Annotated in this window: 23 protein-coding genes and 6 pseudogenes; 13 read left to right on the top strand and 16 right to left on the bottom strand. The window is 69.4% G+C overall.

The window, feature by feature from the left end; genetic code table 11:
* Nucleotides 1-450: 450 nt before the first annotated feature.
* A pseudogene (locus tag AB0D46_RS14440) lies at nt 451-998 on the top strand (winged helix-turn-helix domain-containing protein).
* Nucleotides 999-1,463: 465 nt separating this feature from the next.
* On the opposite strand, the gene AB0D46_RS14435 reads toward AB0D46_RS14440, so the two are convergent.
* Complete coding sequence (locus tag AB0D46_RS14435; protein ID WP_362877626.1) at nt 1,464-1,847, bottom strand: ankyrin repeat domain-containing protein; 384 nt, start codon at nt 1,845-1,847, stop codon at nt 1,464-1,466.
* Between the two features lie 579 nt (nt 1,848-2,426).
* Here AB0D46_RS14435 and AB0D46_RS14430 point away from each other — a divergent pair.
* Nucleotides 2,427-3,593 (top strand): amidinotransferase, encoded by a 1,167-nt coding sequence (locus AB0D46_RS14430; protein ID WP_362877625.1) that lies wholly within the window; start codon nt 2,427-2,429, stop codon nt 3,591-3,593.
* Nucleotides 3,594-3,952: 359 nt separating this feature from the next.
* Here AB0D46_RS14430 and AB0D46_RS14425 read toward each other — a convergent pair whose 3' ends face one another.
* On the bottom strand, nt 3,953-4,531 hold the full coding sequence (locus tag AB0D46_RS14425) for a GNAT family N-acetyltransferase (protein WP_362877624.1): 579 nt from the start codon (nt 4,529-4,531) through the stop codon (nt 3,953-3,955).
* A gap of 2,287 nt (nt 4,532-6,818) precedes the next feature.
* The gene (locus tag AB0D46_RS14420; RefSeq protein WP_362877623.1) at nt 6,819-7,214 is read right to left on the bottom strand and encodes a hypothetical protein; all 396 of its coding nucleotides are present in this window, start codon (nt 7,212-7,214) and stop codon (nt 6,819-6,821) included.
* A gap of 230 nt (nt 7,215-7,444) precedes the next feature.
* On the opposite strand from AB0D46_RS14420, the gene AB0D46_RS14415 reads away from it, so the two are divergent.
* Both AB0D46_RS14415 and AB0D46_RS14410 read left to right on the top strand, forming a co-directional pair.
* Nucleotides 7,445-8,089 carry a uridine kinase gene (locus tag AB0D46_RS14415; RefSeq protein ID WP_362877622.1) on the top strand — a complete coding sequence of 215 codons (645 nt, stop codon included), beginning with the start codon at nt 7,445-7,447 and terminating at the stop codon, nt 8,087-8,089.
* 93 nt (nt 8,090-8,182) lie between these two features.
* The gene (locus AB0D46_RS14410; RefSeq protein WP_362877621.1) at nt 8,183-9,436 is read left to right on the top strand and encodes an Nramp family divalent metal transporter; all 1,254 of its coding nucleotides are present in this window, start codon (nt 8,183-8,185) and stop codon (nt 9,434-9,436) included.
* Between the two features lie 88 nt (nt 9,437-9,524).
* Here the strand turns inward: AB0D46_RS14410 and AB0D46_RS14405 are convergent, their stop codons facing one another.
* Together AB0D46_RS14405 and AB0D46_RS14400 are read right to left on the bottom strand one after the other, a co-directional pair.
* Entirely contained in the window at nt 9,525-10,061 is a 537-nt protein-coding gene (locus tag AB0D46_RS14405) for a GNAT family N-acetyltransferase (RefSeq protein ID WP_362877620.1), read from the bottom strand.
* Between the two features lie 63 nt (nt 10,062-10,124).
* A complete protein-coding gene (locus AB0D46_RS14400; protein ID WP_362877619.1) occupies nt 10,125-10,604 on the bottom strand; it encodes a DUF6221 family protein in 480 nt (159 codons plus the stop codon).
* A gap of 180 nt (nt 10,605-10,784) precedes the next feature.
* Here AB0D46_RS14400 and AB0D46_RS14395 point away from each other — a divergent pair, with 180 nt between their 5' ends.
* The gene (locus AB0D46_RS14395; RefSeq protein ID WP_362877618.1) at nt 10,785-11,129 is read left to right on the top strand and encodes a transposase family protein; all 345 of its coding nucleotides are present in this window, start codon (nt 10,785-10,787) and stop codon (nt 11,127-11,129) included.
* Nucleotides 11,012-11,463: pseudogene (locus tag AB0D46_RS14390) on the top strand (transposase). The gene AB0D46_RS14395 and the pseudogene AB0D46_RS14390 overlap by 118 nt, the downstream one beginning before the upstream one ends.
* Before the next feature lie 142 nt (nt 11,464-11,605).
* Here AB0D46_RS14390 and AB0D46_RS14385 read toward each other — a convergent pair.
* A complete protein-coding gene (locus AB0D46_RS14385) occupies nt 11,606-12,148 on the bottom strand; it encodes a hypothetical protein (RefSeq protein WP_362877617.1) in 543 nt (180 codons plus the stop codon).
* A complete protein-coding gene (locus tag AB0D46_RS14380) occupies nt 12,141-12,782 on the bottom strand; it encodes a hypothetical protein (RefSeq protein WP_362877616.1) in 642 nt (213 codons plus the stop codon). Before AB0D46_RS14380 ends, AB0D46_RS14385 begins: the two co-directional genes overlap by 8 nt.
* 182 nt (nt 12,783-12,964) lie before the next feature.
* On the opposite strand from AB0D46_RS14380, the gene AB0D46_RS14375 reads away from it, so the two are divergent.
* The 3 genes and pseudogenes from AB0D46_RS14375 to AB0D46_RS14365 form a co-directional block, all read left to right on the top strand.
* Nucleotides 12,965-14,077 (top strand): histidine kinase, encoded by a 1,113-nt coding sequence (locus AB0D46_RS14375; protein WP_362877615.1) that lies wholly within the window; start codon nt 12,965-12,967, stop codon nt 14,075-14,077.
* Nucleotides 14,074-14,748 (top strand): response regulator transcription factor, encoded by a 675-nt coding sequence (locus AB0D46_RS14370; protein ID WP_362877614.1) that lies wholly within the window; start codon nt 14,074-14,076, stop codon nt 14,746-14,748. The genes AB0D46_RS14375 and AB0D46_RS14370 overlap by 4 nt, the downstream gene beginning before the upstream one ends.
* Nucleotides 14,749-14,805: 57 nt before the next feature.
* A pseudogene (locus AB0D46_RS14365) lies at nt 14,806-14,853 on the top strand (hypothetical protein); the annotation flags it as partial.
* A 179-nt stretch (nt 14,854-15,032) separates the two neighbouring features.
* Here the strand turns inward: AB0D46_RS14365 and AB0D46_RS14360 are convergent.
* The 4 genes and pseudogenes from AB0D46_RS14360 to AB0D46_RS14345 form a co-directional block, all read right to left on the bottom strand.
* Complete coding sequence (locus AB0D46_RS14360) at nt 15,033-17,897, bottom strand: LuxR family transcriptional regulator (RefSeq protein WP_362877613.1); 2,865 nt, start codon at nt 17,895-17,897, stop codon at nt 15,033-15,035.
* A gap of 96 nt (nt 17,898-17,993) precedes the next feature.
* A complete protein-coding gene (locus AB0D46_RS14355) occupies nt 17,994-18,851 on the bottom strand; it encodes an alpha/beta hydrolase (RefSeq protein ID WP_362877634.1) in 858 nt (285 codons plus the stop codon).
* Nucleotides 18,852-19,407: 556 nt separating this feature from the next.
* Nucleotides 19,408-19,599 (bottom strand): annotated as a pseudogene (locus tag AB0D46_RS14350) (hypothetical protein); the annotation flags it as partial.
* A gap of 339 nt (nt 19,600-19,938) precedes the next feature.
* On the bottom strand, nt 19,939-20,142 hold the full coding sequence (locus tag AB0D46_RS14345; RefSeq protein WP_008735947.1) for a cold-shock protein: 204 nt from the start codon (nt 20,140-20,142) through the stop codon (nt 19,939-19,941).
* Nucleotides 20,143-20,899: 757 nt separating this feature from the next.
* On the opposite strand from AB0D46_RS14345, the gene AB0D46_RS14340 reads away from it, so the two are divergent.
* Nucleotides 20,900-21,115 (top strand): hypothetical protein, encoded by a 216-nt coding sequence (locus AB0D46_RS14340; RefSeq protein WP_362877612.1) that lies wholly within the window; start codon nt 20,900-20,902, stop codon nt 21,113-21,115.
* Between the two features lie 133 nt (nt 21,116-21,248).
* The gene (locus AB0D46_RS14335) at nt 21,249-21,866 is read left to right on the top strand and encodes a transposase (RefSeq protein WP_362877611.1); all 618 of its coding nucleotides are present in this window, start codon (nt 21,249-21,251) and stop codon (nt 21,864-21,866) included.
* 56 nt (nt 21,867-21,922) lie between these two features.
* Here the strand turns inward: AB0D46_RS14335 and AB0D46_RS14330 are convergent, their stop codons facing one another.
* From AB0D46_RS14330 to AB0D46_RS14310, 5 genes and pseudogenes are all read right to left on the bottom strand, one after another.
* Nucleotides 21,923-22,132 carry a hypothetical protein gene (locus tag AB0D46_RS14330; protein WP_362877610.1) on the bottom strand — a complete coding sequence of 70 codons (210 nt, stop codon included), beginning with the start codon at nt 22,130-22,132 and terminating at the stop codon, nt 21,923-21,925.
* Between the two features lie 25 nt (nt 22,133-22,157).
* The gene (locus AB0D46_RS14325; protein ID WP_362877609.1) at nt 22,158-22,514 is read right to left on the bottom strand and encodes a transglycosylase family protein; all 357 of its coding nucleotides are present in this window, start codon (nt 22,512-22,514) and stop codon (nt 22,158-22,160) included.
* 634 nt (nt 22,515-23,148) lie between these two features.
* Nucleotides 23,149-23,677 (bottom strand): annotated as a pseudogene (locus tag AB0D46_RS14320) (GNAT family N-acetyltransferase).
* A gap of 28 nt (nt 23,678-23,705) precedes the next feature.
* Nucleotides 23,706-24,267 (bottom strand): annotated as a pseudogene (locus tag AB0D46_RS14315) (alpha/beta fold hydrolase); the annotation flags it as partial.
* 110 nt (nt 24,268-24,377) lie between these two features.
* Complete coding sequence (locus AB0D46_RS14310) at nt 24,378-24,629, bottom strand: hypothetical protein (RefSeq protein WP_362877608.1); 252 nt, start codon at nt 24,627-24,629, stop codon at nt 24,378-24,380.
* 207 nt (nt 24,630-24,836) lie between these two features.
* Between AB0D46_RS14310 and AB0D46_RS14305 the strand changes: the two genes are divergently transcribed.
* A complete protein-coding gene (locus AB0D46_RS14305) occupies nt 24,837-25,442 on the top strand; it encodes a hypothetical protein (RefSeq protein ID WP_362877607.1) in 606 nt (201 codons plus the stop codon).
* 208 nt (nt 25,443-25,650) lie between these two features.
* Complete coding sequence (locus AB0D46_RS14300; protein ID WP_362877606.1) at nt 25,651-26,376, top strand: DUF6461 domain-containing protein; 726 nt, start codon at nt 25,651-25,653, stop codon at nt 26,374-26,376.
* Nucleotides 26,377-26,398 lie beyond the last annotated feature (22 nt).

The following is a 26,398-nucleotide window of genomic DNA, read 5'->3' as shown; positions in this document are numbered from 1 at the left end:
CCGCTACGACAAACGTGCCTACGTCTACCTCGGGACCGTCACCCTCGCGACCCTCATCATCTGGCTCCGCAGCTGATCCAAGAAACAGAACCTAGTGGTCGGCAACGATGACGAGGTGCCGCTGATTCTGATGCTGGAGCCCTGCGGTGACGTCCATCGGATCTTGCCGAAGGAGGAGTGTGTCGTTGTCACACATTCCTCTGCGGGAGATGGATCGTGGCCCGGGACGCAGCTTGGGGACGAGCCGTTCCAGGTTGACCACCGGCGTGACTCGGTCACCGTGTGGGCCAACAGCCACTGCTGTCAGACCCCGACCGCGGGATGAAGGGCAGCGCGACGCTCCTCAGCGCGCACCCCGGAGAGAGCGGCCACTTTCGAGCCGACTACTGACCTGTAAGTCGTCTTGTGGTAGGGGCTGGCGGTCGGTGATCATCGCGGTATGCCGGAGGTATGAGGTATCCGCAGGGTGGTCTGACCGCGGAGAGGCAAGCATTCCGCGAGCGGGTCCGGATGGAAGCGGTGGCGATGCTCGCGCCGGACGGGGGCAGCACCGAGGCCGCGAAGGAGTTACGGGTCAGTGTGCGGTCGGTCAGAGGTGGCGGCGGGCTTGGAGGGAGGCCGGGCAGGACGCGGTTCGTTCCCGTGGCCCGGCCCCGCGTCCGAAGCTGAGCGATGGGCCGTTCGCGATACTCGAGGAGGAGCTGGCCAAAGGCGCGAGTGCGCACGGCTGGCCGGATCAACGGTGGACGCTGGCCAGGATCCAGACGCTGATCGGCCGACGGTTCCACAAGAGCATGAGGTTGTCGGGCATCGCTGTCGGGCATCTCCCAGATGCTCCGACGCCAGGCTGGAGCCCCCAGGTTCCGGCCCGTCGTGCCGTCGAACGGGACGATGCGGCCGTGGCCGGCTGGGTGAAGGAGGTATGGCCGCACCTGGAACCACCGCGGCGGCGCTCGGGGCCTGGATCGTTTTCGAAGACGAAGCAGGATTCTCGATGACGGCGCCGACCACCCGCACCTGGAGTCGGCGCGGATCCACCCACGTCATCCGGGTCCGAGGCCGTTCCCAGCGCCGTTTCCAAAGTCCCGTCCCCGCTTGAACAACCCCAACGAAATGGTCTTCGGCCTCATTCGTTGGGCCTTGAATAAGTCGATCTGAGCGTCCGGGGTGGCGCGGTGGAAGCCATGGAATCCGGAGGGTGGGTTCTGGGCGCAGCCTGTTCATCCGGCGCACCGGGATCGCGGGCGTCGGGCCGAGCGGACCGAGGCCGGCGACTGTCCGGTCGCGGCTGCGCCCCCCTGCCCTGCTTGCTCCGGGCAGACCCAACGACTACAACATTGGCATGGGGCGGGACGGATGGATCGAGTGCGATTGGACCGCATGGCCGGTAGGTCCGAGACACGCCCCGAGGCCGTCTGCCCGCAGCAGCCGAGCCGTCGGCGAGACCCGGTGCTCCCCCAGCCTCAGTCCCTGCGGTTGCGCCTCCAACCCCGGAGCTTATTCTGCGGGCGGCCGCCGGCGGACTTGGCCTCGATCAGCCGGTTCAACAGGCGGTACGCAATGTCATGCCCGTAATGATCAGCAAGGTCGACCGCGCCCATCAGGTGCGGCCGGGGCTGCGCGAGAGGCTCGGCCCCGTAGGCCAGAAGAATCACCGTGGATCGACTATCGGCAGTGACGCCGGCCCGGAGTGCCGTGTCCCCTTCCACATCGATGGCGTGCATCAGGAGGGTCATCCCGCAACACACCTCGTTGGGGTCGGCGCCCTCATCGAGTATCCGCGTCAGGCCGGCCTGATCACCCGACTCCACCGCCTGGTGCATGGGCGTGCAGGCACTGTCGGTCACTCGGACTCCTCACCGAACGACTGGGGTTTGCGCTCCCACTTTGCCGGCTCGCGCAGCTTCGCTTCGCCCACTCCCACCCCGTTTCACGGTACACAACGCCCGCTCCGTTGGGATTCTCCCGTCAAATCCCGTGATCGCCTGGCAGATTTTACATCGGGACGGTATGAGCGGAGCCGGCGCGCTCACGCACGTGCGGGCGTCTCGGCTGGGGCAGACGTCAGGCGGCGAGTATGTTCCACTTGCCGTCCACGCTCCAGAACCCCACCTGCGGGAGGCTGGCCAGCAGGCCGCGACCGCGTCATCGGCATCCGTCCGGCGGTCGACGGTGTGTCCCGGCCGGGTACAGCTGAGCCGACGAGTGGGGCCGGCGCCGCCCACGCGTGAGCCGCCGCTCGGGCGTCGTATGCGTACGACCTCGCACCGTCACCCCCGCCGCATCGAGTTCGCCGGCGCCCCGGGCGGGTAGGAGTCAATCGGGGCACCGCTCGGCCGGCCCGGGGCGCGCGCCCTTGAGTAGCGACTGTCGGACCGGGGTCACCGGTCGGTGTGAGTGACCGACACGATGCGAAGGAACGGGACATGCCGGTGACGCGCAGGCAGCCCGAAACCACCTACCCGCTCGCCCCGCTCACGGCGCGGGACGCCGTGGAACCGAGCACGGAGACCCTCGTCCCCCCGGTCGGCTCGCACAACGAGTGGGACCCCTTGGAGGAGGTCGTCGTCGGCCGGCTCGACGGCGCCGCCATTCCCTCCGACCATCCCGTGGTCAGCTGCAACATTCCGACCTGGGCAGCCAGGTTGCAGGGCGTCGCGGCCGGCCGCCGCTACCCGCGACGGCTGATCGAGCCGGCACGACAGGAACTCGACCGCTTCATCGCCCTACTGGAATCGCTCGACGTCACCGTGCGCCGCCCCGACAGCGTCGACCACACGCGGCGCTTCAGCACACCGGACTGGGCCTCGCGCGGCTTCTGCAACACCTGCCCGCGCGACAGCATGCTCGTCATCGGCGACGAGATCATCGAAACCCCCATGGCCTGGCCGTGCCGGTACTTCGAGACGCACTCCTACCGCACCCTCCTCAAGGACTACTTCAGGCGCGGGGCCCGCTGGACGGCCGCCCCCAAACCGCAGCTGACCGACGAACTCTTCGAGCCCGACTTCCGGCCCCCCGAACCCGGCGAGCCCATGCGGTACGTCCTCACCGAGTTCGAGCCGGTCTTCGACGCGGCGGACTTCGTTCGCGCCGGACGCGACCTGTTCGTCACGCGCAGCAACGTCACCAACCGGACCGGCATCGAGTGGCTGCGCCGTCACCTCGGACCCGGGTACCGCATCCACGAGATCGAGAGCCGCTGCCGCACCCCCATGCACATCGACACGACCTTCATGCCGCTCGCACCCGGGAAGGTGCTGGTCAACCCCGACTACGTGGACGTCGACCGGCTGCCCGGCATCCTGGACGGCTGGGACGTCCTGACCGCTCCCGAGCCCGACCCGATCGGGGAGACCGTGCTCAAGCTGACCTCCCTGTGCGGGAAGTGGCTGAGCATGAACGTCCTCATGATCGACGAGAAGCGCGTGATCGTGGAACGGCACCACACGGCCATGCTGCGCGCCATGGAGGGCTGGGGGTTCGAGCCCATCCCGTGCGACCTGTTGCACTACGCGCCGTTCGGCGGGTCCTTCCACTGCGCCACGCTCGACGTCCGCCGACGCGGCGCACTCGCCTCGTACTTCGACTGAACGACCACGGGACCGCCCGCCACCCGCCTCCACGTCGGGAAGCGGCCCCTGTCCGTCCAGAAACGTGGGCCGCCGGTGGCCAGCGCACCACGACAGGCCCCTCCGGTAGGCCCGGGCCGCTGACAGGCGGCGGCCCGGGCGAGGACCCGGTACGAGGAGCCGGGGGAGGCGCGCGTGACGGCTTCGACGCCTTGATCACACCAGTCATTGTGTGATCATCCACTGCTTCAGGTGCTCCCTGCCCGAACGCGAGGCGGCAGCGCTCAACCTGCTCGGCCACCTGCTCCACGAAACAGCACATGATCTTGTGGGGGATGACGTGCTCGTCTTGGCTATGGATGAGAGCGGCTGGCTCCAGGCTACGAGTTCACAGACTGCCTCCAGCGCAGATCGAGCAGCATCACGTCATGGAGGTCCGCGCTTCCGCCCCATGGCCGCGCCTCGCCGATCTTGCGGTATCCCCACGCCCGGTATGCAGCCGACGCGGCCTTGCCCGCCGGGTGGACGTTCAACAGCACCCGCTCGGCTCCGATGCCGTCGAGCAGCGTCTTGTGCAGACGCCGCGCAACACCCTGTCCGCGCCACGGTCCGCGCACGGCGACTTCCATGAGCCCGAAGGTGCGGTGCCCGTCCTCGCGCCGCATGTCGTCGGGCACGGGCTCGGTCAGTTCGTCCCACCACACGGTGTCGGGCCCGAGCGGGTATCCGTATGCCATGCCGATCGGCTCGCCCTCCGAGGTACGGGCCAAGACAGCGCGAAAGGTGCGGTTGCGAGCCTGTACGGGGAAGCGGCGGAAGGCTGCGGCGACGTCGTCCGCGGTCTCGTTGTACGGAGGCTCCGCGAACGCTTCGCCGTAGATCAGCTTGAACGCGTCCTCGGCCTTCACTGCGGCCGATCCATCCATGCGCCCTATCGCGATGATCCCTTGCTGCGTCATGTGGTCCCCCTCGAACCCTCACGCAAATGCGTTCGCCGCGCACTCGTGGCCGCTGAAACTTCCGGATCTTACCCAGCAAGGGCAGTGAGACGGTGCTGGGCCAGTATGGGCAGACGGTTGGGGAAGGTACAGACGTCGATCACTCGGCTGATCGTGAGCAAGACGCGGCCGGCGCCGGGACGGCCTCACTCAGCTCCACACGCCCGGCGTCGTCCACCGAGGCGTAGTGGCACTGGATGGCGTAGTGGCGGCCTGCATGAACGCGCAGCTCGGGCATGTCCGCAGACTGCCCCAGCTGCCACGTCGGAGTCTCGCGAGTACCCGCTCAGCGCTCGATGCGCGCCCCAACCGGCATTTGCGGGACAACGCTTACGAGCTCGTGCATGGTTGGCGTTGCGACGCTGGATCTTGATCCCTGACCATGTTCATGTGGTGGGGACAGCGACTCGTGCAGCTGTCATCAGCGATCGGCGGATTACAGGTCTGTCGGCCGATGTGATCGCCGAACTCGTCGCCGAGGTAGGTCCGTTATGGCACGAACGGCACCAGGCGAGACTGGAGTCCAGGCCACGCAAGCGAGCCGTTGGCGCCGGCGCAAGTCGTCGTCTCCATGACGTGAACCCAGGGCAACGGCCCTGCCGGCCACCGAGAACGCCGCCCGCCACAACGAGAAGAACCCGCCCCACGCTCCTATCTCCCACACCGCCTGCCCAGGGGTGTCCGGGGTCGGCCGGGGTCAGGTGCTCGGCAACGCGGCGAGCCAGGTCGAGGCACAGGGTGACGGTGCGGCCGACCGTGCGCAGCCGGCCCGCCGCGTCGTGGCGGCCCAGGACCAGGAGCTGCGGGCGCGCGAGGGCGCCTGCCGTGCGGCCGGTGTCCCCCGCACCCCCCGCACGACCACCCTGCGGTGGGGCCCTGCCCCGGTCTCGTCCCCCACCGGCCCACCCACAGCTCCGAGGCATCGTTCCACCATCCGCATGAGCCCCCGCGTCAGCGCGTTGATCCGTGGACTGGTCGGAGGCACAGGGTCGGCAGCGTGCGCGGCAGCGGACATGCCGAGGGCTGTACCGGCGAGGACGAGAGCGGCGAGTGCGCGCCGAGCGGTGTTGTTCATGTACTGGGCATCCTCGACTCACCACCGCGGCCTACCCTGAAAGGGGCGGCCGGCCGGTGAGCGGCCCCGGCCGTCACCCGGTGGGCACCTGCTCCTCCCCCACTGTGCAGGTGCCCACCACCGTCACGTCAGCGGGTCCCACACCTCAGGACCCCCGCCGCGCCACTCCGCAACCTCCGGGTCGGTCAGGTCGAGGGCGAAGCGGAAGCGGTCATCGTGAAGCTCGGCGTATGGATCACCAACACAAAAACCCGACGCGCCAAACTCACCAAGGAGCCGCTCGGCGCCCTCGCGAAGCTGGGCGTGGACTGGGCGCGGTAACGGGGGCAGCGCGCGGGCCCGGATGGAGGTGCCAGGACTGGGCCACCAAGCCGTGAAGCGTACATATCGCGTACGTGAGGCGTTGCTACGGCGTACGGATGGCGGACGGCGGACGGCGTCCGAGTAGGGCGGCTCCGGGAACGAGGGGCGCACCGAGGCGGCCGCACTGGTTGGCGGGAATACGCAAGGAGACAACCGCGGTGGCCACCGGGGCCGCCGAACCACCAGGGGGCATGGCTCGGCTTACGGCCCACACTTGGAAGGCAGAAGCCCCTGCGTCACAATCGCCGACCGCGGTCCACTTCTGCCGCGATGGTCGCCATCTCGTAAAGGCACGCAAAATAGGCGCTACCTACACCGTCGTCACTAATGAGAGGGAGGATTTTACCGAGAGTCTCGATCTTTCCGGGAAAGATGCGGCGGCACCTGTCATCGAGTTGACCGCTCAGGACTGAGGACACACAACCCGCGAGAAAGTCGTGCATGAGCACCATGCATTCCCCCTCCGGCTCCCGGCTATAGAAACCCTGAGGGAAGGGGACAGTCCGGAATTCCTCCCACATGAGCGACAGTTGCCCCAATGACGCTTTCGCCACTTCGGCTCCCATTTTTCCCTATCTGTGGATCTCACAAGCGATTGCAAGACAGTAGATTATACGCGGGGGAAGCCACCACCCACCCCCGCCTGTACCGTGTTCATGCGACTGTTGCTCAGCCAGTCGAACCACAAGTAGACAGCAAGTCGCGGCTAACGAGCTGGCCGCCCGCGCGCACTGGTCCCCGCAGCGCTGGGCGTACTCCTCGTTCGACAGGATCAGTGGACCTTGTGGCGAACGCCGAGACGAGCAGTTGTCAATTGCCTTTTGAGCTCGGCTCCTCCGCCTCGGCCTTGGTCTTGGCGAGGTAGAGCACCGCGTAGGGGGAATTGAACCACCTCGCATGCGGATGCCCGATGTGAACCTGCGTGGTGATCGTCGAGTGCTGTTCCGGGCCGCCGGCTAGAAACACCTCAAGTTCGAAGACGATGTCGTCGAGGTCTTCCTCCACGTCGACAGTCAGTGCGGCGACAGCGAAGTGCAGCACGATCGCACCCGGCCGCGGCTCGACGGCGATACCGAGAAGATCCGGTCCAATGAGTCTCAACGAGGCCTGCCCTGCTTGAATCAGCAGATAATTCCGCCGCAGCAGGTCACGTTCTTCGTCCGCCGTGATCTGCGGGTTGTAGTACTGCTTGGCGGGATGATCCATTCCCGCAGCGTACCGACCCGGCCGAACAGGGTGGACACGAGGAGGAGCCCGGCCTTCGGGTTTACATCAAGGCCGCGCGCAGGATAACCCGCCCCTCCCCCGATATGCAGTTTGCTGCCAAGGACTCAGGCGGCCAGGTGTTATGACCCTCTTTCCCCCTTCCTGACGCTCGCCGAAGGCTAGGTTCGGCTGTGACCGACCAACCCCGCCCGGGAAAAAGAAGGACCAGGATGGCCGACGAAATCTGCGACATCGACGAACTGGCGAAGGCCATCGGCGCCGGCACCGCCGAACCGCCCGGCCGCGCCGGGCTGGTGGGCATCGACGGACCGGGCGCCTCCGGGAAGAGCACGCTCGCGGCGCTCCTCGCCGACCGGCTCGACGGCGCGGCGGTCGTCCACATCGACGACTTCTATCGCCCCTCCGCCGAACGCCCGGCGGACACCGACCAGATCGCCGGCAATTTCGACCTCCCCCGACTGCTCGACCAGGTCCTGCGGCCCGCCTCCGCCGGCACCATCGTCCGCTACCAGCGCTACGATTGGGACCACGACCGCCTCGCGGAGTGGACCGAACTGGCCCCTGGTACGCCGCTAATCGTCGAGGGTGTACACGCCCTGCACCCGAACCTGGCCGAGGCCTACACCTACCGGATCTTCTGCGACGCCCCGCGAGACCTGCGGCTGCGCCGGGGCCTGAACCGAGATGGCGCGGAGGCCCGTCCGCTCTGGGAAGACGAGTGGATGCCGGCCGAGGACCGCTATCTGGCCACGCACATCCCGCAGTCGCGCGCGGACCTCGTACTGGAGAGCTCGGCCCCCGAGGCGACGGAAGGCCCCTCCTTCACCGTCGCCACGCACAACGTCACTTCTTAGCATCCGAGCTGTCGTCGGCTGTGGCCCCGCCTCCGAACCGGGCCACAGCCGGCCCCATTACCCGGGCGTGCCCCACCACTTCGGAGGCAATCCATGAACGCAGCCGCGCGCTCCCCCGCCTCACCCCGCGCCGCGCACCCGCACACCGCGCACGCCCGCCCTGCACGCCGGGCCGTGCTGCTCGGGCCGGCCTTCGTCGCTGCCATCGCCTACGTCGACCCGGGCAACTTCGCCCCCAACTTCGCGGCCGGATCCTCCCTCGGCAACCAGCTGCTCCGGGTCGTCGCCGGCGCCTCCGCATTGGCGGTCCTCGTTCAGTTCCTCTCTGCGAAACTCCGCCTTGCGACCGGACGCGACCTCGCCTCCCTCTGCCGGGGCCGCTACCCGCGGCCTGTCGTCGCCGGCCTCTGGGTGACCGCCGAACTGGTGCTCCTGGCAACGGATCTGGCCGAGGTCGTCGGGGGCGTCATCGGGCTCGAGCTGCTCTTCGGTACCCCGCCGTTGCCGGCCGCCCTGATCACCTGTGCGGTGTCCTTCGCCCTGCTGGCCCTGCACTCCCGAGGCGTCCGGACCTTCACCCGTGCCATCACCGGACTGCTAGCGGTGATCACCCTCGGTTTCCTGTTCAACATCGTCCGGGCGGGTGTCGACCCCGGCGCCGTCGCGGGCGGGCTGGTCCCGGGCCACCCCGGGCCAGACGGCGTGCTGCTCGCCTTGGGCATCCTCGGCGCCACCGTCATGCCGCACGCGATCTTCCTGCACAGCGCCCTCGCCGCGGCCAACCGCTCGGGCGACCCGCGAGCCGCCCTCACCCGCACACGCCGCGAGATCCTCGTCGCGCTCGGCCTCGCGGGACTGGTCAACGCCGCCATGGTGGTGCTGGCCGCCCGGGTGTTCCACAACGATGCCCTCAGCGGCAGCCAGGGTGTGGCCACGCTGGAGGAGATCCACGCGGGCCTCGCCCCGCGCCTCGGCGAAGCCGCCTCCCTCGCGTTCGCCCTCGCCCTGCTGGCCTCCGGCTTCGCCTCCTCGGCCGTCGGTACGCTGGCCGGCCAGATCGTGATGGAAGGCTTCCTCCGGTGCGGGATCCCCCTGCTGGCCCGCCGCACCGCGACCATGGCTCCGGCCTTGGCCGTCGTCGCCCTGGGCGTCAGCACCACGTCCGCCCTGGTCTGGTCACAGGTACTGCTGACACTCGGCCTGCCCTTCGTCCTGGTACCGCTCATCGCACTCACCCGCGACCGCTCCCTCATGGGCCCACTCGCCAACCGGCCCGCCACGACGACCTGCGCCGCGCTCGCCGCCGCTCTGGTCGTCCTCCTGAACCTGATGCTCCTGAGCCTCTGACCCAACTCCCACCCCCGGCACGGAGGAGAAGCCGGACCGACCCGACACTGATGGGTGAACCGTGGTCGCCGTGCTGGGTGGCCCTGCGTCACATAGGGAGCGAGAACAGCCGTATTGGCCCTGAGGGCCGGCGGGCGTCGTCGCGCAGGGGCGTCATCATGGTCCGCAGCGGCATGGTCACCAGGCGGCCTTCGGGTTGTTCGACGAGTACGTCGTTGTCGAGCGGGTGCCATCCGAGGCGCTTGTAGAGCGACACGAGAGGCGGCCGGCAGAACAGGAGTGCGTGCTCAGGACCCATCGTGCGGGCGTGCTCCAGGGCAGCTGTGACGACGCGCCGAGCCAGGCCATGGCCTCGCACGCTGGGTGCGACGGCCACCCCGCCGACGCCCACCACCTCTGTCGCGGCGCCGCCGATCGCGACAGCCAGTCGCAGCAGGCCGGCGTGTGCCACGAGCCGGTCTTCAAGTCTGATGCCGAAGTGTTCTTCTTTCGGCAGCCAGGTCAGACCGGTCGAGGCGACGCCGAAGGGATCATCGCTGTTGCCAAGGATCTCCTCCTGGTCCGCCTTGGTGTACTGGGGGAGCCGCATCACGGTCGGTGCCACAGAAGATCGGTTCTCAGACATTGCTACATGATGATCTCTCCGCCGAGCACTGGCCAAGCGATTCTCCGCCGACATTGCAGGGGCTCACGTTAGCCAAGGGCTGTCCTGTAAAGGATCTCCAGTGGCGGGCTCAGCTCGGGGCGGCGCCTCCGTCATGCGGTCTGCTCGTGGTTGCGCCACTTCAGGCACTTCGGGGGAAATCAGGGTGGTCGTTGTAGGGCGACGCGAGGTCGAGCAGGTCGTCACAAGGCCCGGGGTCTCCGTCGAGAAATGGCAGTCATCGCGGTCGTCCCACGGAAGTTCCGGGTCGCCTACGGCCGGACTGAGGGCGTGACGAGCCAGGATGCGCCGCTTGGCCTCGACCTCACGTAGAACGCGGGCCGGGTCGTGCAGGGCCACATGCAAGGCAGTCGTGGGGTGGACACCTGCGAGCTTCACCTGACAGAAATCGACCGTGTGCCCGTCGGCAGACCACCGACCGCATCCGTCACCGTCGCAGCGCCGGGCCAGGTCGGCCTCTTCGTCCAGCCGCGCCTTTAGGAACGTCACCAGGTCTTCGCTCATCGGGACATCCTCGCTGGCGCGCCTGGTTGCATCGCCTGATTTCCATCGTGCGAGCACGCTGTCTCTCGCCCGTCCGCGCTGAAATGATCTTGCTGTGCTGGTGTGATCACGGCGTCGGAGCCGTCTTGGACAGCCCCGCTCGCGGGGCTGAGCCCGCGCTGCTTCGGGAAGCTGGTAGCGATGCTGCGGCGCGAGGGTGCGGACTCGGTCCGCAAGGGCCGGCGATGGAGCCTTCCGTTGGAGGACCGGGTACTGCTGGTCGCGGTCTACTGGCGCACGCACTTGACGATGCGCCAGCTCGGCCCGTGTTCGGGGTCTCGAAGTCCGCCGCCGACCGCATCATCGACCACATCGGGCCCATGCTCGCGCTCCAGCCCCGCAAGAGGTTCGCCAAGAACACCCTGCTCATCGTCGACGGCACCCTGGTACCCACCCGCGACCACACCATCGCCGAGCAATCGAAGAACTACAGATACTCCACCAACCACCAGGTGGTCATCGACGCCGACACCCGACTCGTCGTGATGATCGGCCGCCCGCTCCCCGGAAACCGCAACGACTGCAAGGCATGGGAGGAATCCGGCGCCAAAGCCGCCGTCGGCAAGACCACACGATCGCCAACGGCGGCTATCCCGGCACCGGACTCGTCATGCCCCACCGCCGGCGCGAGGGCGAAGGTCTGCCCGAGTGGAAGGAAGCGCACAACCGGTCCCACAAACGGGTCCGCGCCCGAGTCGAGCACGTCTTCGCCCGCATGAAGACCTGGAAGATCCTCCGTGACTGCCGCCTTGAAGGCGACGGCGTCCACCACGCCGTGCTCGGCATCGCCCGGATGCACAACCTCGCTCCCGCCGTATAGGCAAGCGGGCCGCACGGCGGCCCACCATGCCCGAGGCCACTTCAAGATCTTTACGGGACAGCCCTTAGCCTGTCCGCGCGGGCTGATCGCTCCTCCGGAGCGCGGTCCGAGCACATGTTCCAGGACCTGCCGACGGCCGGACTCAGCGACCCCGACGCCGACGTCGGTAGTAGGCCACCGTGGCTACCGCGAGCAGCGGCCCCCAGGCCGGCAGTGGCAGATAGCAGGCGGTCATCAGCCAGTAACGCCCGCCGTCGGGGAATCCGATGGCGCCCATGTTGTCCGCATCGTTCCAGCCGAACGCACCGGTGAACGTGATGAGGGTGACGAGCGCCGCACCGAGCGAGGCAGGGATCACCGCGGCCGATACGGGAATTCTCCGGCCGCCCAGGACCGGTACCCAGCGCGGAAGTTCCTCGCCCCATCTGTGGACTAGGCCCAGGGTGAGCAGCCCGAGCGCCTCGGCGAACAGGCTGAGTCCGATCAGATGGGGGGACCCCTTGCCCGGGAAGTTCTCCGGGCGAAGGACCTCATCAGTGAATCCGGAGTCCCAGCCCAGAGCGACGGCGATACGCCACAGCCCGGACGGCACCAGGGTCAGCGCGGCGGCGTGCGCCACCAGGCGGACCGAACGGGGGACCTGCGGCGCTGCCAGTACGGGCGTCCCGGCCAGGGTCTCAGCCACGGCGGATCGCCGCCTCGGGCTGCGCGGGAGACTTGGTGATCTCGGCGTGGACCACCTTGAAGCCGCCCTTGATCACGGTCGTGAACGGTGCGGGGGCCATGCACGTACCGGCCTGCGGCCTTACAGGCCGGCCGTTCTCGTCGACGTGCTCGGGGTCGACGTTCACCACCCCCCAGGAGAAGCCGAGCCGGTCCGGCTCGCCCTTTCCGCCCTGCTGGACGCTGATGCCCAGCCGGGCGCCGACCTCCTCTACGTTCGACTTCGTCACGACTGCGGTCAGGGTCGCCGTCCGGCCGCTGGTGACCAGGCAGTCCACCCGGGCCTCCGCCCACCCCGTGGCTCCGCCCCGGGGGGTGTGGGAGAACTTCAGCGTGCCCCGGGCATCTGTGGGCAGCCCCTCGGGGGCATTGGGGGGCACCGGCCGGGTGAACGGCGTCTGTTCGGCGTGGATGGTGAAGCGGATGTCGTCGTTGATCGACTCGATGTAGGAGATTCGCGCTTCCCCATGGACGCTCGCGGTCTTCGCCGGGTTCTTCTCGACGGACGCAGCCGGGGCTGCAGGAGCGGGACCGGCAGCGACCAGCCCGGCGAGGACGGCGATGGCTGCTGTAGCGCCGATTGCGGTGACGCGCATGAGGAACTCCCGTGCTTTGGAGGGTGTTTGTGCTGCCGTGGTCGATTGAACGGCTCAAGCTTCATCCCTGAAGTTCTTTGATCCCATCCGCCGATCGGCATAAAGATCGCGCCGACCGCCCGGCCCTCCTATGCCGTTCGGCAGAGAGCCCCGCCGCATCGCACACCCGTACGCTGATCATCATGTGGGAATCAACCGGCCCGGCCGTCAAGGTGCTGGGCGCGCTGCCGTCTCTCGCGGCCGCAGGCACGCTGGTGTGGGTCGTTGCCCGCCCCCGTGCCGCAGTTCGTCAGCGGCTCGGCCGTCTCGCCCGCCCGACCACGGTCTGCGCAGTCCTCTCCCTGATCACCAGCTTCGCCCTGCCGAAGGCCGGTTTCGGCTCCGGCTGGAAGCTGGCGGAGACCGCCGTCCTGCTCCTCCTCCTGGCCGTGGTCACCCGCTGGTCACCCCTGCGCGAACTCAAGTCGGCCCTCCCGCTGACCGCCCTCGCGGTGACCCTCTGGCCGCTGCCGCTGGTCACCGGTGAGTCCTTCCTGGAATACATCGGAATCGCCACCTTCTGGCTACTTCCCGTAGCCGCCGCGGTGGCGGCCGGCGCCTACCCCCGCCGCCAGGAACTGCGTCGCCGGAGCGCGGTGGCCGAAGCCCGCAGCGCCCAGCGTCTTCAGCTGTCCCGCGACTTGCACGACTTCGTCGCCCATGACATCAGCGGGATCGTCGTCCAGGCCCAGGCGGCCCGCTTCGTCGCCACCACCGACCCCTCCCAGGCGGTGCTCGCCCTGGAACGCATCGAGAAGGCGGGCCTGAGCGCCCTGGCCGCGATGGACCGGACCGTACATATGCTGCACGGTCCGGAGGCACCCGCCACCGAGCCGCTCCCCGATGTGTCCCAACTGCCCTGGCTGGTAGAGAACTTCACCTCAGCGGGAGCCACCGAGGCGCATTTGGACCTGCCTCCCCTGGTCACGGAGGCGCTCTCCCGCGAGGCGGGCTCAGCCGCGTACCGCATCGTCGTCGAAGCGCTGACCAACATCCGCCGGCACGCCCCCGACGCCTCCCGCGCCACCGTCGCGTTCACCCCCACGGCCACCACCGTGGAGATCCGGGTCACCAACGACCGCGGTGCCCGCTCCGCCCCGGCCCGCCGCCGCGTCTCCCGGGGCGGCCTCGGCCTCCCCGCCCTCACCGAGCACGCCCAAGCCCTCGGTGGAACCCTCTCGGCGGGGCCGCACGGCGACGGCGGCTGGCAGCTCACCGCCGTCCTGCCTGCCACGCTCCCGAAAGAGACCCCGTGACGACGCCCCTCGGCCCGACCCGCATCCTGATCGCCGACGACCAGGAGGACGTACGCAGCGGCTTCCGCCTGATTCTCGGTTCGCAGCCCGATATGACCGTGGTCGGCGAGGCGGCGGACGGCCTCACCGCCGTTGACCTCGCCCGCACCCTGCGCCCTGACCTGGTCCTCGCCGACATCCGCATGCCGGGCCTGGACGGCCTCGAACTCACCCGGCGCCTCGCGGGCCCCGGCGTACCCGACCCGATGCGCGTCCTCGTCGTCACCACCTTCGACCACGACGACTACGTACGTACGGCACTGCACGACGGCGCCTGCGGGTTCCTGCTCAAGCGCTCGGGTCCCGGGCTGCTGATCGAGGGGGTCAGGGCGGCGATGGCCGGGGACATCCTCATCAGCCCCCAGATCACGGTCCGGCTGCTCCAGACCCTCGCCCCCGCCCCGGCAGCGCCCACGACCCTGTCACCTCTCACCGCCCGGGAAGGCGAGATCGCCCGGCTGGTCGCCGAGGGCCTCACCAACGCCGAGATCGGCGAGAAGCTCTTCATCTCGGCGGGCACCGCCAAGACCCACATCGCCAACGTCCAGGCGAAGCTGAAGGTCCGTAACCGGGTGGGCATCGCCGCCTGGGCCTGGGAGAACGGCCTGGCCGGCCCAGTCCCACGGGAGTAGCCCGCAGGCCCGGGGCGCCTGACCCGTCGACCGAGGCGTTCTTGCAGAAACGCGCGGGTGAGATGGGCGTATGAGAAGACCGTCCGGCTGAGTACCGTGCATCCGGACGGGTCTCCGCATGTGACACCCGTCTGGGTCATCTGCTTGCAGGCAGTTGGTGGATCGGTGCGGACGGAGGTTCAGTCAGGCGCGAAGCACAGTGACGCGTCCTTCCCGGGGCGCCGTGCGCGATGGTGGTCGGAGGACCGACCGGGTGGTCGGGCGGGAGCGCGAGGGCGGGGTCCTCAGGGTTGGGCGCCGCCCGTTTCCGCGTGGTGCACGAGCCGGGAGAGTTCCGTCCGCGAGCGCACTCCCAGCAGCGCGAAGACATTGCGCAGGTGGTGGTCGACGGTGCGGGGGCTGACCGAGAGGCAGAGCGCCACCTCACGGTTGGTGGCGCCCTCGGCGACGCTGCGCGCGATGCGCAGTTGCTGCGGTGTCAGCCGGGCCAGGCCGCCCGCCGGTGCGGGGGCGGAGGAGTCACCGGTGGCCCGCAGCTCGGCGCGCGTCTGCTCGGCCCAGGCCGGGGCCCCGCAGCGCTCGAAGGCGACCAGCGCGTCCCGCAGCCGGTTCCTCGCCTCCGCGGGACGGCGTCGGCGGCGCAGCCACTTTCCGTACAGCAACTGGGTGCGGGCCCGCTCGAAGTCGCCGTGCGCCGTGTCGTGCCGGGTCAGCGCCAGAGCGTAGTGGGCGTCGGCGGTGTCGTCCGACGTGGCGACCAGGGCGCGGCACCGGTCCAGTTGCGCCGGTGCTTGCGGGTCGGCGCCCTGGGCGGCCCAGCGGGCGAACTCCTCGACTGCCGCGCCGGCTTCCGTCGTGGCCCCGGACATCACGGCGGCCTCGACGAAGCAGGGCAGGGCGAGCATGCGTACGGCGAAGTGGCCGCGTCCGGGCCCCGGTCGGGTCAGGGGGCCGAGCCGGGCGGCGGCCTCGAAGGGCCTGCCGCGGCACAGGTCCGCGCGCGCCGAGGCCCATTCGGCCAGGGTGACGGTCTGGAGGAGGCCGTGCGGGCGGGCGATCTCCACGGCGGCACCGGCGTGCCCGGCGACGGCGGCCGCGTCGTCCTCGACCGAGGCGACCAGGGCGAGGATGGCGTGCTGACCGGCGGCCACGTTGCGCTGGCCGGCCCGGTGGGCGGCGCGGAGGCCCTCCTGCGCGTGAGCCCTGGCCCCCGCGTGCCGACCGGCGCGCAGCTCGGCGTACGCGAGGTGTTCGAGGATCCGGGGGGTGAGGGCGGCCAGCCCTCTGGCTCGCGAGACGGCCAGGGCCCGGGCGTTGGCCCGACATGCTGCCGGGATGTCGCCGAGTACCAGCGCGGCCACGCCGGCCCGCAGCAGGCGGGTGGGGTCGTCGTCGTGGAGCGCACGGTCGACCACCCGGCGCAGCGCCGGCGCGGCTTCGGTCAGGTGTCCGGCGAGCGCGGTGCGCAGGCCCGTTCGGTAGTCGCGCCGTGGATCGTGCGAAGGGGGCGGGACCGGTGGGTCCGACCGTACGTGCGTCCCGTGTCGGGCCAGGGCGTACGGGACAGCCGCAGACGGCGGCGCCTCGGTGACGGTGAGGTCGTCGGGGAGGGCCGGGAGGGGTGTCTCGGCGAGGGCGGAGAGGCAGGCGTCGGCGTCGCCCGCGGCCCACGCCGCGTCCATCGCTTCCATCCTGGCCTCCAGGGCGGCTTCCGCGTCGGACGGGCCGAGCCGCTCCGCGGCCATGAGCAGCGCCTGGTAGGCGTCCCCGACCGGTCCGTCCCTCAGGACGAGGCTGCCCCGGACGAGTTCCGTGCGCCCGTGCACCGTGTCGGGGGACGTGCCGTCCCGAGTGGCTGCCAGCAGCCGTCGTGCCGTGCGGGAGTGTCCCGCGAGGCGGGCGTACTCCGCCGCGGCGGTCAGGCGTGCGGTACGGGCCTCCTCGTGGGCGGTGAGTTCGGCGGCTCGGGAAAGGGCGGCCGAGCGTTCCATCCCGGACGTCGGCGTGCCGGGAGCGGCCGCTGCGACGAGGTCGGCGGCGAGGGGGGTGTCGGGGCCTTGCGCGGCCAGGGCGAGGTGGAGGAGGTGGCGCAGTCGGTACCGGTCGGCGTCGATGACAGTGGCGAGCAGGGCATGAGCGGCCCGGCGCTGGGAGGACGGCACGCCGGTGTAGGCGGTCCGCCGGAGCAGGGAGCTGCCGAACGTGACGCGGTGGCCATCGTGGTGTACGAGTTTCGCCGTCTCGGCGGGGTCGAGTGCGGCGGGGTCCAGTCCGGCCTCGCGGGCGGCGCGCAGGACCAGCGCGGCGTCCGCGCCGACGGCTTCGGGGTCGGTTTCGTGGGCGGCGGCCGCCAGGAGCAGGAGGTGTCGCGTAGGCGCCGGCAGGGGGGCGAGGCGGCTGCCGAAGGTGGCCCACAGGGCGGCGCCGTCCACGAGGGGGCGGGGCAGCGGGCGGTGGCCGCCGAGTTCGTCCGGGGTGAGGCGCTGGGCGAGGGCCACGAGGACGGCGGGGTTCCCTTCGGCTTCGGACAGCAGCTCCGCGCGTACGGACGTGTCCACGGCCGCACCGGTGAGGTCGTGCAGCAGAGCGGTTGCCGCGCTGTCATCGAGGGGGCCGAGGCGGACCAGGGGCAGCCCCGTGAAGTCGGGGTCGTCCGCCCGGTGTTCCGTGATCGTGAGCAGGAGCCCGAGCGGACGGTCCGGGTCGGGGTGTCGCGCCGCCGCGCCGAGAACGGCGCGTGAGGGCGCGTCCCACAGGTGTACGTCGTCCACGCAGACGAGCGGTGGCTCGTCTCCGGGGGCGTACTGCCGTAGCAGTTCGGGCAGGTCGGCCGCCGACGAGCCTCGTCCGAACGCATAGCGTGGCGGCGCCCCGTCCCACTCCTCGGCTGCCGCGCACAGCAGCGCGTGGATGCCGCCGTAGGGGCGGGGGTTGTGCGGGAGGGGGCGGGGGCGCAGCACGGGTCCGACCGTGAACTCGTCGGCGGCCCGGGTCAGAAGAGCGCTGCGGCCCAGTCCCGGCTCCGCGGCGAGGAGCAGTGCCCCTCCGCGTCGGGACCGGAGTTGGTCCGACAGGGCTTCCACGGCTGCCGTTTCGGTCGTCCGGCCGTATATCCGGCAAGGACTTCCCACGGTCGTCTGTCCGGTCACGCCGGTGAGGTTACTTCTGTGTAAACGATGGCGGAAGCCTTGGCGCAGCCGGTGGAGGGCCCGAGAGGGCACTGCCTCCACCGGCCGGGGGGCGGTTCAGGAGGTATGGGGGCAGTTTCCCCTGTACTCCTCGATGGTCGGGCCGGGGCTCGGCAGCGGGCAGAGGAACTGTTCGTAGCGGGTGTCGTTGTCGATGAACCGCTTGAGCCACGCGACGCTGTACTTGGCGATGGGGGTGTTGGAGGTGTTCGGAGTGAAGTGCGTGGCGTTGTTGAGTTCCACGTACGCCTTGTCGAGCGAGCTCGGCAGGCTCGTGTAGAAGGGTTCCGAGTGCGTGAGCACGGGTGCGATGGTGTCACCGTCGGCCCCGACCACGAGGGTCGGTGTCTGGATCTCGGGCCAGGACTTGTCGAGGTTCCAGCCGGTGAGCGCGATGGCCGCCTGCAGCGAGGGACGGGACTTGGCGGCTTCCAGCGTTCCGCCGCCGCCCATGGAGTGGCCCATCACCCCGAGTCGGCTGCTGTCGATCCTGGCGCGGACGGCACTGCGCTGGGTCAAGTAGTCGAGGGCGGACAGGAGCTGCCGGCCTCTGCTGTCGGGCTGATCGAGGGTGGTGAGCGTGTCGATGGTCATGACGACGAAGCCCTGGGAGGCCAGTCGTGGGCCGAGCCAGGCCATGGACGACTGGCCGGCGGTGTAGCCGGGTGAGATCGTCACGGCGCCGAAGGTGCCGTCAGCCGTGGTGGTGGGGTAGTAGATGGTGCCGCCGCCGAAGCCCGTGACGCCCAGGGAGGAGACGCTGGTCTGGGACACCGCGTAGGGTCCGCGGACGGCCTCGATGCTCGACGTGGTCGGCGCGGGGCCCCGCTCGTACGGATTGGTGGCGGCCTGGGCACCGGATGCCGTGAACGAGGCGAGCCCGGCGATGGTCACGAGGGCGGCCAGGGCGGACACGAGCGGACGGAGCCGCGCGCTCCCGACGCCGGTGGGGTCGGCGGACCGGCCCTTCGAGGCGGTGGCGTCGCCGCCGCGGCGGGGTCGGAGCGCGTTCTCGGTGTGTTGCTGATGCACGACGGAGTCGTCCTCTCGGTCGTGGCGGAGCCCGCCCGCCGGTCCCCGGCGACGCGCCGAAGGGGGTGAGCTCCGCCGCTTTCGTTGGCGGGACCACTGTCACGGCGCGTTCGGAAGGAGCACATCGGTGGAATCACCGGTCTCGGCGGCGGGTGCGGTCAGCCGCCGGGCAGCCGTTTGCTCAGCAAGGCCTCGCCCGAAGGGGGCTGCGGGGTCGGCTGTCTCGGCGGCGGGTGCGGTCAGCCGCCGGGCAGCCGTTTGCTCAGCAAGGCCTCGCCCGAAGGGGGCTGCGGGGTCGGCTCTCAAGCGAGGTGCTCGGACGCCGGACCCCTCGGCAAGCCGAACACACACCTGCGCATCCGTCATCCGTCCGCAGTACCAGTGCAACTGAACGTGACCGCAGATCAGTTGCACGGTCCCTGAAGCACGAACGATCAACTCATTTTCGATCACCGGACAGGAAATCATCAGCCTCAGGACTCCGGGGCCGTGAGTTCGAACCGTTTGCCAGGGCGCCGTCCAGCAGGGGCAGCAGGCAGTGCCAATGACGCTGCACGGCAGCAGGGTTGAATGCATCGGTGTCGAACAGGGTGAACCCGTGGATGGTGCCGGGATAGATCTCGGAGGTATGGCCGGGGCGCGGCGATGGCCATGACGGCCAGTGCGGCCAGCAACTGATTCTCGGTTGCGTACGGCGGGGTCATGGTCCTGATTTCGGGGGATGGGTGTCGCCAGGGGCGGCACGGGCGCCGGAGGCGCGGCTGGCGGGGGTTGCCGCCGAGCGGAAGGAGCCAACACCCCGATAAGCGCTCGGCACAACGATCTGGATGCTCCGCAGTCACCTGCCCGGCCAGCGAAAACGGCTCCCGCGCTCGATTCGGTACCCGGTAGTTTCAACGTACGGAGTGCTGCACGAGGCAGCCCGCACGCGCCGAGCGCTGTCCCGCGGTCCGCAGGAGGGTGGTGAGGGTCAGGCCGGGTTGATGTTCTCGGCCTGGGGGCCCTTCTGGCCCTGGGTGACGTCGAACGTGACGACCTGGCCCTCCTGCAGCTCGCGGAAGCCCGAGGAGTTGATCGCGGAGTAGTGGGCGAAGACGTCCGGGCCGCCGCCGTCCTGGGCGATGAAGCCGAAGCCCTTTTCAGCGTTGAACCACTTCACAGTTCCCGTAGCCATGTCTCGTGCCTTCCAGTCGATGATTGCTTCCCGCAACGTGCGGAAGGCGGAGGTGATCGCCCTGGTTCCTGCGGCACAGCACAGCAAAACGCCCACGCCGAACGCGTGGGCAAAGGGGAACTTCCGAACCACGACAGCTGACGCAGACGCTACACGCCCACACACCCTGTCACCATAGAAGACGAGCACGCGCCGTGCCGCACCACGCACCCATCGAGGGATCGGGGCGGGCATCAGTCCTCCCCCTGCGCCGCTGCCTGGACAGGGCGGCCGAGGGGGCTTGCTGTCACCTCTGGAGCCTGCGCCACCTGTTGTGGGGCAGGGGACCTGAGCACATCACAGGGGTACCCGTCCGAAGGGGTGTCCTACGGGCCGGAAGAATCGTTACGACGGTCGTGACGGATGATCGTTGGGATACCTCCAGCCGCCTGGCCGAGGTGGGGAGCGGCAAGCGCAGAGCCGAGGCTCGCATCCCGGAGCAGACGCCCCGTCGGCCTCCCCGCCGCCCCGCACACGCCCGTGCCCAGATCGTCGCAGAGGCCCTGGACCAGGCCACGCCTCTGTACACACAACTCGCCGAGGAATGGGCCGCTCGCGGCGCCACCGTCCCCTGCCTCCTCGACCCCCAGTGGCAGCGCCTGACATCCTTCGAACACCTCAAGCAGGAGACGGAAACCACCCTGCGCCAGCTCCACCTGGGAGGAAGCCCCCAGCCCGCTGAAGGCAATGTGGGCCCCGATCAGCCGTGGACAATCACATGATCCACGCATCGCTGGTGTGCCAGGGCTGCTCCGGCACCCTCTACGCCGTCTCCACCAGCCACACCCACCTCGCGCCCCTGCTCAGCTGGGAAGTCGACGACGACCACACGCCCGCCTGCTGTCCCCTACGCTCCTTCCTGCCGCTGACAGGGAAAGCCACCCACATCCACGCACTCCCCCACGCCGAACGCGTCCTGACCGTGCCTGACTGACACGGGAGTGTCATGAATCAGGTGGACACCCGCTCTGAAGGGACCCCTGATGGACGCGATGACTGGTCACTTGACCGAGCGCGCTGACGGCGTGTCGGTTGGGGTGCGGGATGCGAGTGTTGACGGTGCTGGTGTGGCATCCAAGACGACAGCGGCGAGCCGGGAAGCGGCGGCCGCGCACGGCCTGAGCCCCGCTCTGATGGACGAGCCGGCCGAGGTCGCCGCCGGCAAAGTCCGCGACGGCGGGCTGCGGCTGATGGGCGAGGGCGGCCTGCTGGTTGAACTCACCCGGCATCTGATGCAGGCCGCCGTCGAGGCGGAGATGGACCTGCACCTGGCCGAGGAGGCCGTCCGCACCGGCGGCCGGGGCTCCCGGTCCGGGGGCAAAGCCCGCAACGGCTACCGGTCCCGGACGGTGATGACGGAGGTCGGCAGTGTGACGGTGCAGGTCCCGAGGGACCTGCTGGACACCTGCGCCTCCGGCCTGCTGCCGAAGTACGCGCGCCGCACCGGCGGCCTGGAGGAGATGGTCCTCCCGCTGACCGCGAAGGGGCTCACCTCCGGGGAGATCGTCGCGCATCTCGCCGAGACCTACGGCATGGAGACCTCCAGGGAGACGGTCTCCACCATCACCGACAAGGCCGTGGACGCCATGGCCGACTGGCGCACCCGCCCGCTCGACGCGGTCTATCCGGTTCTGTTCGTGGACTGCGTGAACGTGAAGATCCGGGTTCTGTCTCCGATCTTGTGATCCGGACGGGTGAGCGGGCGCGCCGATGGTTTCGGCGGCGTCGAGCAGGAGCCTGGTCAGCCCCTGAGGTGGTCATCGTGCAGGGCCCGGTACTGGCGCCTGCCAAGCATGACGTCCAGGGCGATGTCCGGGCCGAGGGTACGGGGGTCCCAGCTGATGCTGCGGGTGGCAGTGGCGAGCATGTCGTGCAGTTCGCTCGCGGTCTGCGCCCCGGTCAGCTGTAACCGCGACGCCAGGATGACGTCCGATGCCTGGGTGAAGGACATCGCTGACGGGACCGCCGCCCGGCTGCTACCGACGGGCGCAGCTCCACGCCCCCATGCCCTGCACCGCGGCCAGCCTCCTGGCCGTCGCGATCTGCTCCGACTTCGTGGCCAGGTCGGCTCGGGCGGCGTACCGGCGGCCCCCCGCCGTCCTCCAGCTCGACTGGGTGAACTGCAGACCGCCGTAGTGTCCATTGCCCGTGTTGGCCCGCCAGTTGCCGCCCGACTCGCATCGGGCGATCGCATCCCAGTCGACAGGGGGCTTCATGATGCGCGCGGCCGCATGCGCGCCGGAGCCGGTCAGTGCGGCCTGACTCAGGAGCACCGCGCAGAGCAGTGCCACGATGATGCTTCCGGTTCGCTGGCTGTCCTGGAAACGAGACATCAGTCCTCCTTCGCTGTCCGGCAGAGCGGCCCCGATGCCCGACCGCTCCCACCTGCGGCCGACAGGCCGTCAAGGCAGCACAACACGCGTGCGAGCCGACCCCGGCTCCATACGGCAGGCGAACGGGTGACACCACCCATACGGCGCCCGTCCCAGCCGCCGCAGGCCGGGATACAGCCCGTCCCAAGGCGTGCTGGTCGTGTCGGCGTCGGCTGAAAAGTGCTTGTGGATCACTTTCCGGGTTCTGTCACCAATTTGGGGGCTGTTGGGCATCAATTGGGTGTGACGGGTGGGATGCAGGTCGCGGACGTTCTGCTGTCGGATGTCGGGGTGCGGGTCGAGCATGTGGTGCTCACGGATGGGGAGGTCCGGTTCACGGTGCGGTCCGCGAGCTGGGCATCCGTTTCGATACGAGGGCCGGGGACGCCTCCGGGAACCTGCCGCCTTTTCTGGAGCCACTGCCCCTCATGGGAGACGTAGGTCGGCGAATCCAAAACCCACCTGCCGGTCGCCCCCACATCAGCGAAACCTCTCTGCGCCGGAAGGTTTCCTCGATCAATTGTCGTGGTGGATCACTGGAGGGCAAAGTGCCGTCGGAGCGGCGCCCGCGGACCTGCGGCTGAGCGGCTGACTCCTACGAACGTGATTTCCACTCGGCCCGGGTGAGTTCGTATTCGACTCCGCCTTGCTCGGATCCTTCGATCGCCTGCGACCAGTCACCGGTGAAGTTCCGGAGGAACGACAGGCCAGCCTTCTCCATCACACGTCGGGACCCCAGGTTGACGGCCATGGTGTTCGCGGTCACCCGCTCCACGCCGAGGTTCGGGAATCCCTTGCGGATCACAGCGCGTGATCCCTCGGTTGCGTAGCCGGTGCCCCAGGCGGCCCTGTTCAGGCGGTAGCCGAGTTCCACCACGGCCGGGCTCCGGCCGTCCAGGGGGCGAAATTCGAAACCAGCCCAGGAAAGTGTCGGTGCCCTTCTCCTGCGCGGCCCAGTAGCCGCGGGTCGCGAAGCACGGGTACTCATGGAGGAGCGTGGGCAAGGTCTGTGCCCGGATCGCCTCGCGGGTCGTGGGCCGACCGCCGTTGATGAAGCGCATGACTTCCGGATCGTTGTCCAGCGCGATCAGGCGGTCGACGTCGGCCTCACTGAACGCGCGCAGTACGAGCGATCGGTCTCCAGAAAGATGTCCAGACGAAGAAGCGCAGGCCGACCTTCTCCAGACCGCCCGGGTCGAGGGTGGTCACCGATGCGAGGGCGCTCGGGTCGGCGGTGGGCCTGGTTGATGACCAGCCAGCCGCCGTACGAGGAGCCGACCAGGTGGACCTTGTCGAGGCCCAGCGCGTCGAGGGCCTCCTCCATCCACTGAGCCGCGCGCTCGGGCTGCCACATCGATTCGCGCTGGACGCTGCGGCCGGGGTCGCCGGGAGTGTCGAGGGCATAGACGGGGCGCTCGGCGCTGAGGGCGAGGGTGTTGGGGTACCACTGGGCGGAGCAGCCTCCCGAACCGTGTATCAGGACCACGGGCGTGCGTGACTCGGCTGCCGGGTCGGCGGGGCCGTACCGGTAGACGTGGGTGGTGTCGAACCTCGTCTCGACGTCCGTCTCGGAGCGTACGGGTGCTCCCTTCGCGTAGAGGACGTCGCAGGTGGCGAAGTAGAGGTCGCGCAGCTCGTCGCTCACGTAGTGGCTGATGTCCCGGGCGTACTCGGGTCGTGTTCTCGGGCGCGGGGCACCTCCGGGAAGATCCATTCTTCGTAATACGAACGTACCACATTGTTGATACGGCAGTACCATGAAAATGTTCAAAGCAGGGCTGATCATCCGCCCTGGCGACTACCGCGACCCCGGCTCCTGCCACTTCAGCCAGCAGCTGCTGCCGGGCCCGCACCGAACGACGGGACGTCCTCGGGCGTCACGTCCAGGCGCGGCCGCTTGAACCTGAGTGGGTGCCGGAACACGCCGTGGTCGACGGACCGGTCGGCGCTGATCTCGGCCACCAAATCAGGATGCACCACCATCGCGTCCAGGACGTCGCGCCTCCCCCAGGCTGCCGCGAACCGCACATCAACCGACGGGTGCCCGGGGTCTCCCGCTGTCGTCGGCTGCGACAAGTCCAGCGCTCCCCCTGTCCGGTGTGGCACGGGTGGCCGCCCATACGATCGCCAGATGATCGGACGACCGCCGCCGCCTCCTCCCTCCGTGTCCTTCGACGTGCCCGACGGACACGGCGTCATCGAAGTGACAGGCGACGAGGGTGGCAGCCTGCTCCTGCTGGCCGGCGATCCGGTGTTCTGGAAGCCAACGACGGTTGCGGCAGCGTGGGCTGGCTGGCAGCCCGCGCGGGCACGGACGGCCCCGGGCTCTGCGAGGTCAAGTACCTCACCGAGTGGCTCAGCGCCCCCGGCCTCGTGCCCGATCCGCGCACCGGCCGGGCCGAGCCACCGGATCCGGAATGCCTGCGCCCGCTGCTGTCGCTGCTCGCCTCCGGGCGGTACGTAATGACTGCCGCGGTCGCTCCGCACCACCTGCGGGTGGTCCACCCGCGCGCCCTCCAGGTCCACGGCTGGTACGCCGACGAGGAACTCGCGCTGGTGACCACCGACGCGTGGCCGCCCCACGACCACAGAACGGTGCGCCACTACCGCGACCGTATCCGCGCCGGGGGCGACCTGCCGGCGCTGGTCGTGCTGTTCCCCACCGCCGAAAGCTGGGTGGGTTACCTCCTCGACGGGCACCACAAGCTTGCCGCGTACGAGCAGGCGGGAGTCCCTCCAATGGTCATCAGGTTGAGCCCCCAGGTGCCCTGCCCCGTCCGGCGCGACGACCTCGACCGGGCCTGGCCGGCATTCTCCGACGGGGCGCCCCGGGATCAGGACGCTGTGCTGGGCAGGGACTTCTCTTACCTGCGGGCGGAATCCGTCTGAGTCGGCGGCGCCCCTGTCCTCACATTGTCCGAGCTACTGCATTTCCAATGTCGCCCACCACTGGTTCTCGGGTCGCCTGACACAGTGGGTTTCGACAGGTGCCGTCAGTCGTTACGACATGAGGTGTGTCAGTAGCTGGTGGTGGCGTCGAGGAGACGCTTGTCGGCCGACACACCCGGTGTCAGAGGGCGCTGACAGGATGCGCTGCATGACTTCCGCCACCGCAGCCGATTACCACTGGATACGTTCCCCGGCCTCGCCGTTCGCCTACGGGCTGGAGGTCGGGTACACCCTGACGCTGGTGCGCGGGATCTCACCCTCGGAGTTGTTCCGGATCGTGGGGGCCGAGCCGCGCGATGAGGAGTGCGAGGGGCTCAGCGATCTCATCTTCGAACAGCAGGAGTTTCTCGACGAGTTCGAGGAGTGGCCCGATGCCTTCCTCGCGGGAGCGTTCACTGTGCCGGGCGAGGGCGGTGAGTGGACGCTCGCCCTGGAGTTCGGCGGCGATCTGGGCACCCGCCCGCGCCTCATGGAGGCATTGTCCGCCGGAACGCGTGCTGTCTCGCATTCGAGCAACGGGGGGAAGCCCATGGACTTCTTCCACTGGTATGAGGGCGGCGAGCTGCGGACCACCTTCGAATGGCCGGCGGACCGGTCTGGCAGCACCCCCGATGAACTGAACGCCATGATGGGGGCGGTCGGCCTCAACTCCTCCGGGGACACGGATCCAAGCATCGACACGAAGGCGGCGGTCATGGCGCTGGCGGAGCGCCTCACCGGCGTTCGGGTGACCGCGCAGCTCCTGGCGGAGTCCGAGTACCAGCTGGGGGTAGTCCCGGAGGAACCCGTCGAGGAGTGGGAGAGCATCACCATCGACATCACTGACGCGCACGGCGAGCGGACGTATGCACAACTGCGACGAGATCAGCTCTGACATACAAGGTGTCTCCAACCAC

Source organism: Streptomyces sp. NPDC048383 (assembly GCF_040651775.1).
Lineage (GTDB): Bacteria > Actinomycetota > Actinomycetes > Streptomycetales > Streptomycetaceae > Streptomyces.
The sequence above is the reverse complement of the archived record's forward strand: the minus strand, read 5'-3'. Positions and strand labels throughout refer to the sequence as shown.

Bases quoted from the DNA above. Each gene is read 5' to 3' on its own strand.
- AB0D46_RS14430 (WP_362877625.1), top strand. From the start codon at position 2,427: ATGCCGGTGACGCGCAGGCAGCCCGAAACCACCTACCCGCTCGCCCCG.
- AB0D46_RS14425 (WP_362877624.1), bottom strand. From the start codon at position 4,531: ATGACGCAGCAAGGGATCATCGCGATAGGGCGCATGGATGGATCGGCC.
- AB0D46_RS14420 (WP_362877623.1), bottom strand. From the start codon at position 7,214: ATGGATCATCCCGCCAAGCAGTACTACAACCCGCAGATCACGGCGGAC.
- AB0D46_RS14415 (WP_362877622.1), top strand. From the start codon at position 7,445: ATGGCCGACGAAATCTGCGACATCGACGAACTGGCGAAGGCCATCGGC.
- AB0D46_RS14410 (WP_362877621.1), top strand. From the start codon at position 8,183: ATGAACGCAGCCGCGCGCTCCCCCGCCTCACCCCGCGCCGCGCACCCG.
- AB0D46_RS14405 (WP_362877620.1), bottom strand. From the start codon at position 10,061: ATGTCTGAGAACCGATCTTCTGTGGCACCGACCGTGATGCGGCTCCCC.
- AB0D46_RS14400 (WP_362877619.1), bottom strand. From the start codon at position 10,604: ATGAGCGAAGACCTGGTGACGTTCCTAAAGGCGCGGCTGGACGAAGAG.
- AB0D46_RS14395 (WP_362877618.1), top strand. From the start codon at position 10,785: ATGCTGCGGCGCGAGGGTGCGGACTCGGTCCGCAAGGGCCGGCGATGG.
- AB0D46_RS14380 (WP_362877616.1), bottom strand. From the start codon at position 12,782: ATGCGCGTCACCGCAATCGGCGCTACAGCAGCCATCGCCGTCCTCGCC.
- AB0D46_RS14375 (WP_362877615.1), top strand. From the start codon at position 12,965: ATGTGGGAATCAACCGGCCCGGCCGTCAAGGTGCTGGGCGCGCTGCCG.
- AB0D46_RS14345 (WP_008735947.1), bottom strand. From the start codon at position 20,142: ATGGCTACGGGAACTGTGAAGTGGTTCAACGCTGAAAAGGGCTTCGGC.
- AB0D46_RS14340 (WP_362877612.1), top strand. From the start codon at position 20,900: ATGATCCACGCATCGCTGGTGTGCCAGGGCTGCTCCGGCACCCTCTAC.
- AB0D46_RS14330 (WP_362877610.1), bottom strand. From the start codon at position 22,132: ATGTCCTTCACCCAGGCATCGGACGTCATCCTGGCGTCGCGGTTACAG.
- AB0D46_RS14325 (WP_362877609.1), bottom strand. From the start codon at position 22,514: ATGTCTCGTTTCCAGGACAGCCAGCGAACCGGAAGCATCATCGTGGCA.
- AB0D46_RS14300 (WP_362877606.1), top strand. From the start codon at position 25,651: ATGACTTCCGCCACCGCAGCCGATTACCACTGGATACGTTCCCCGGCC.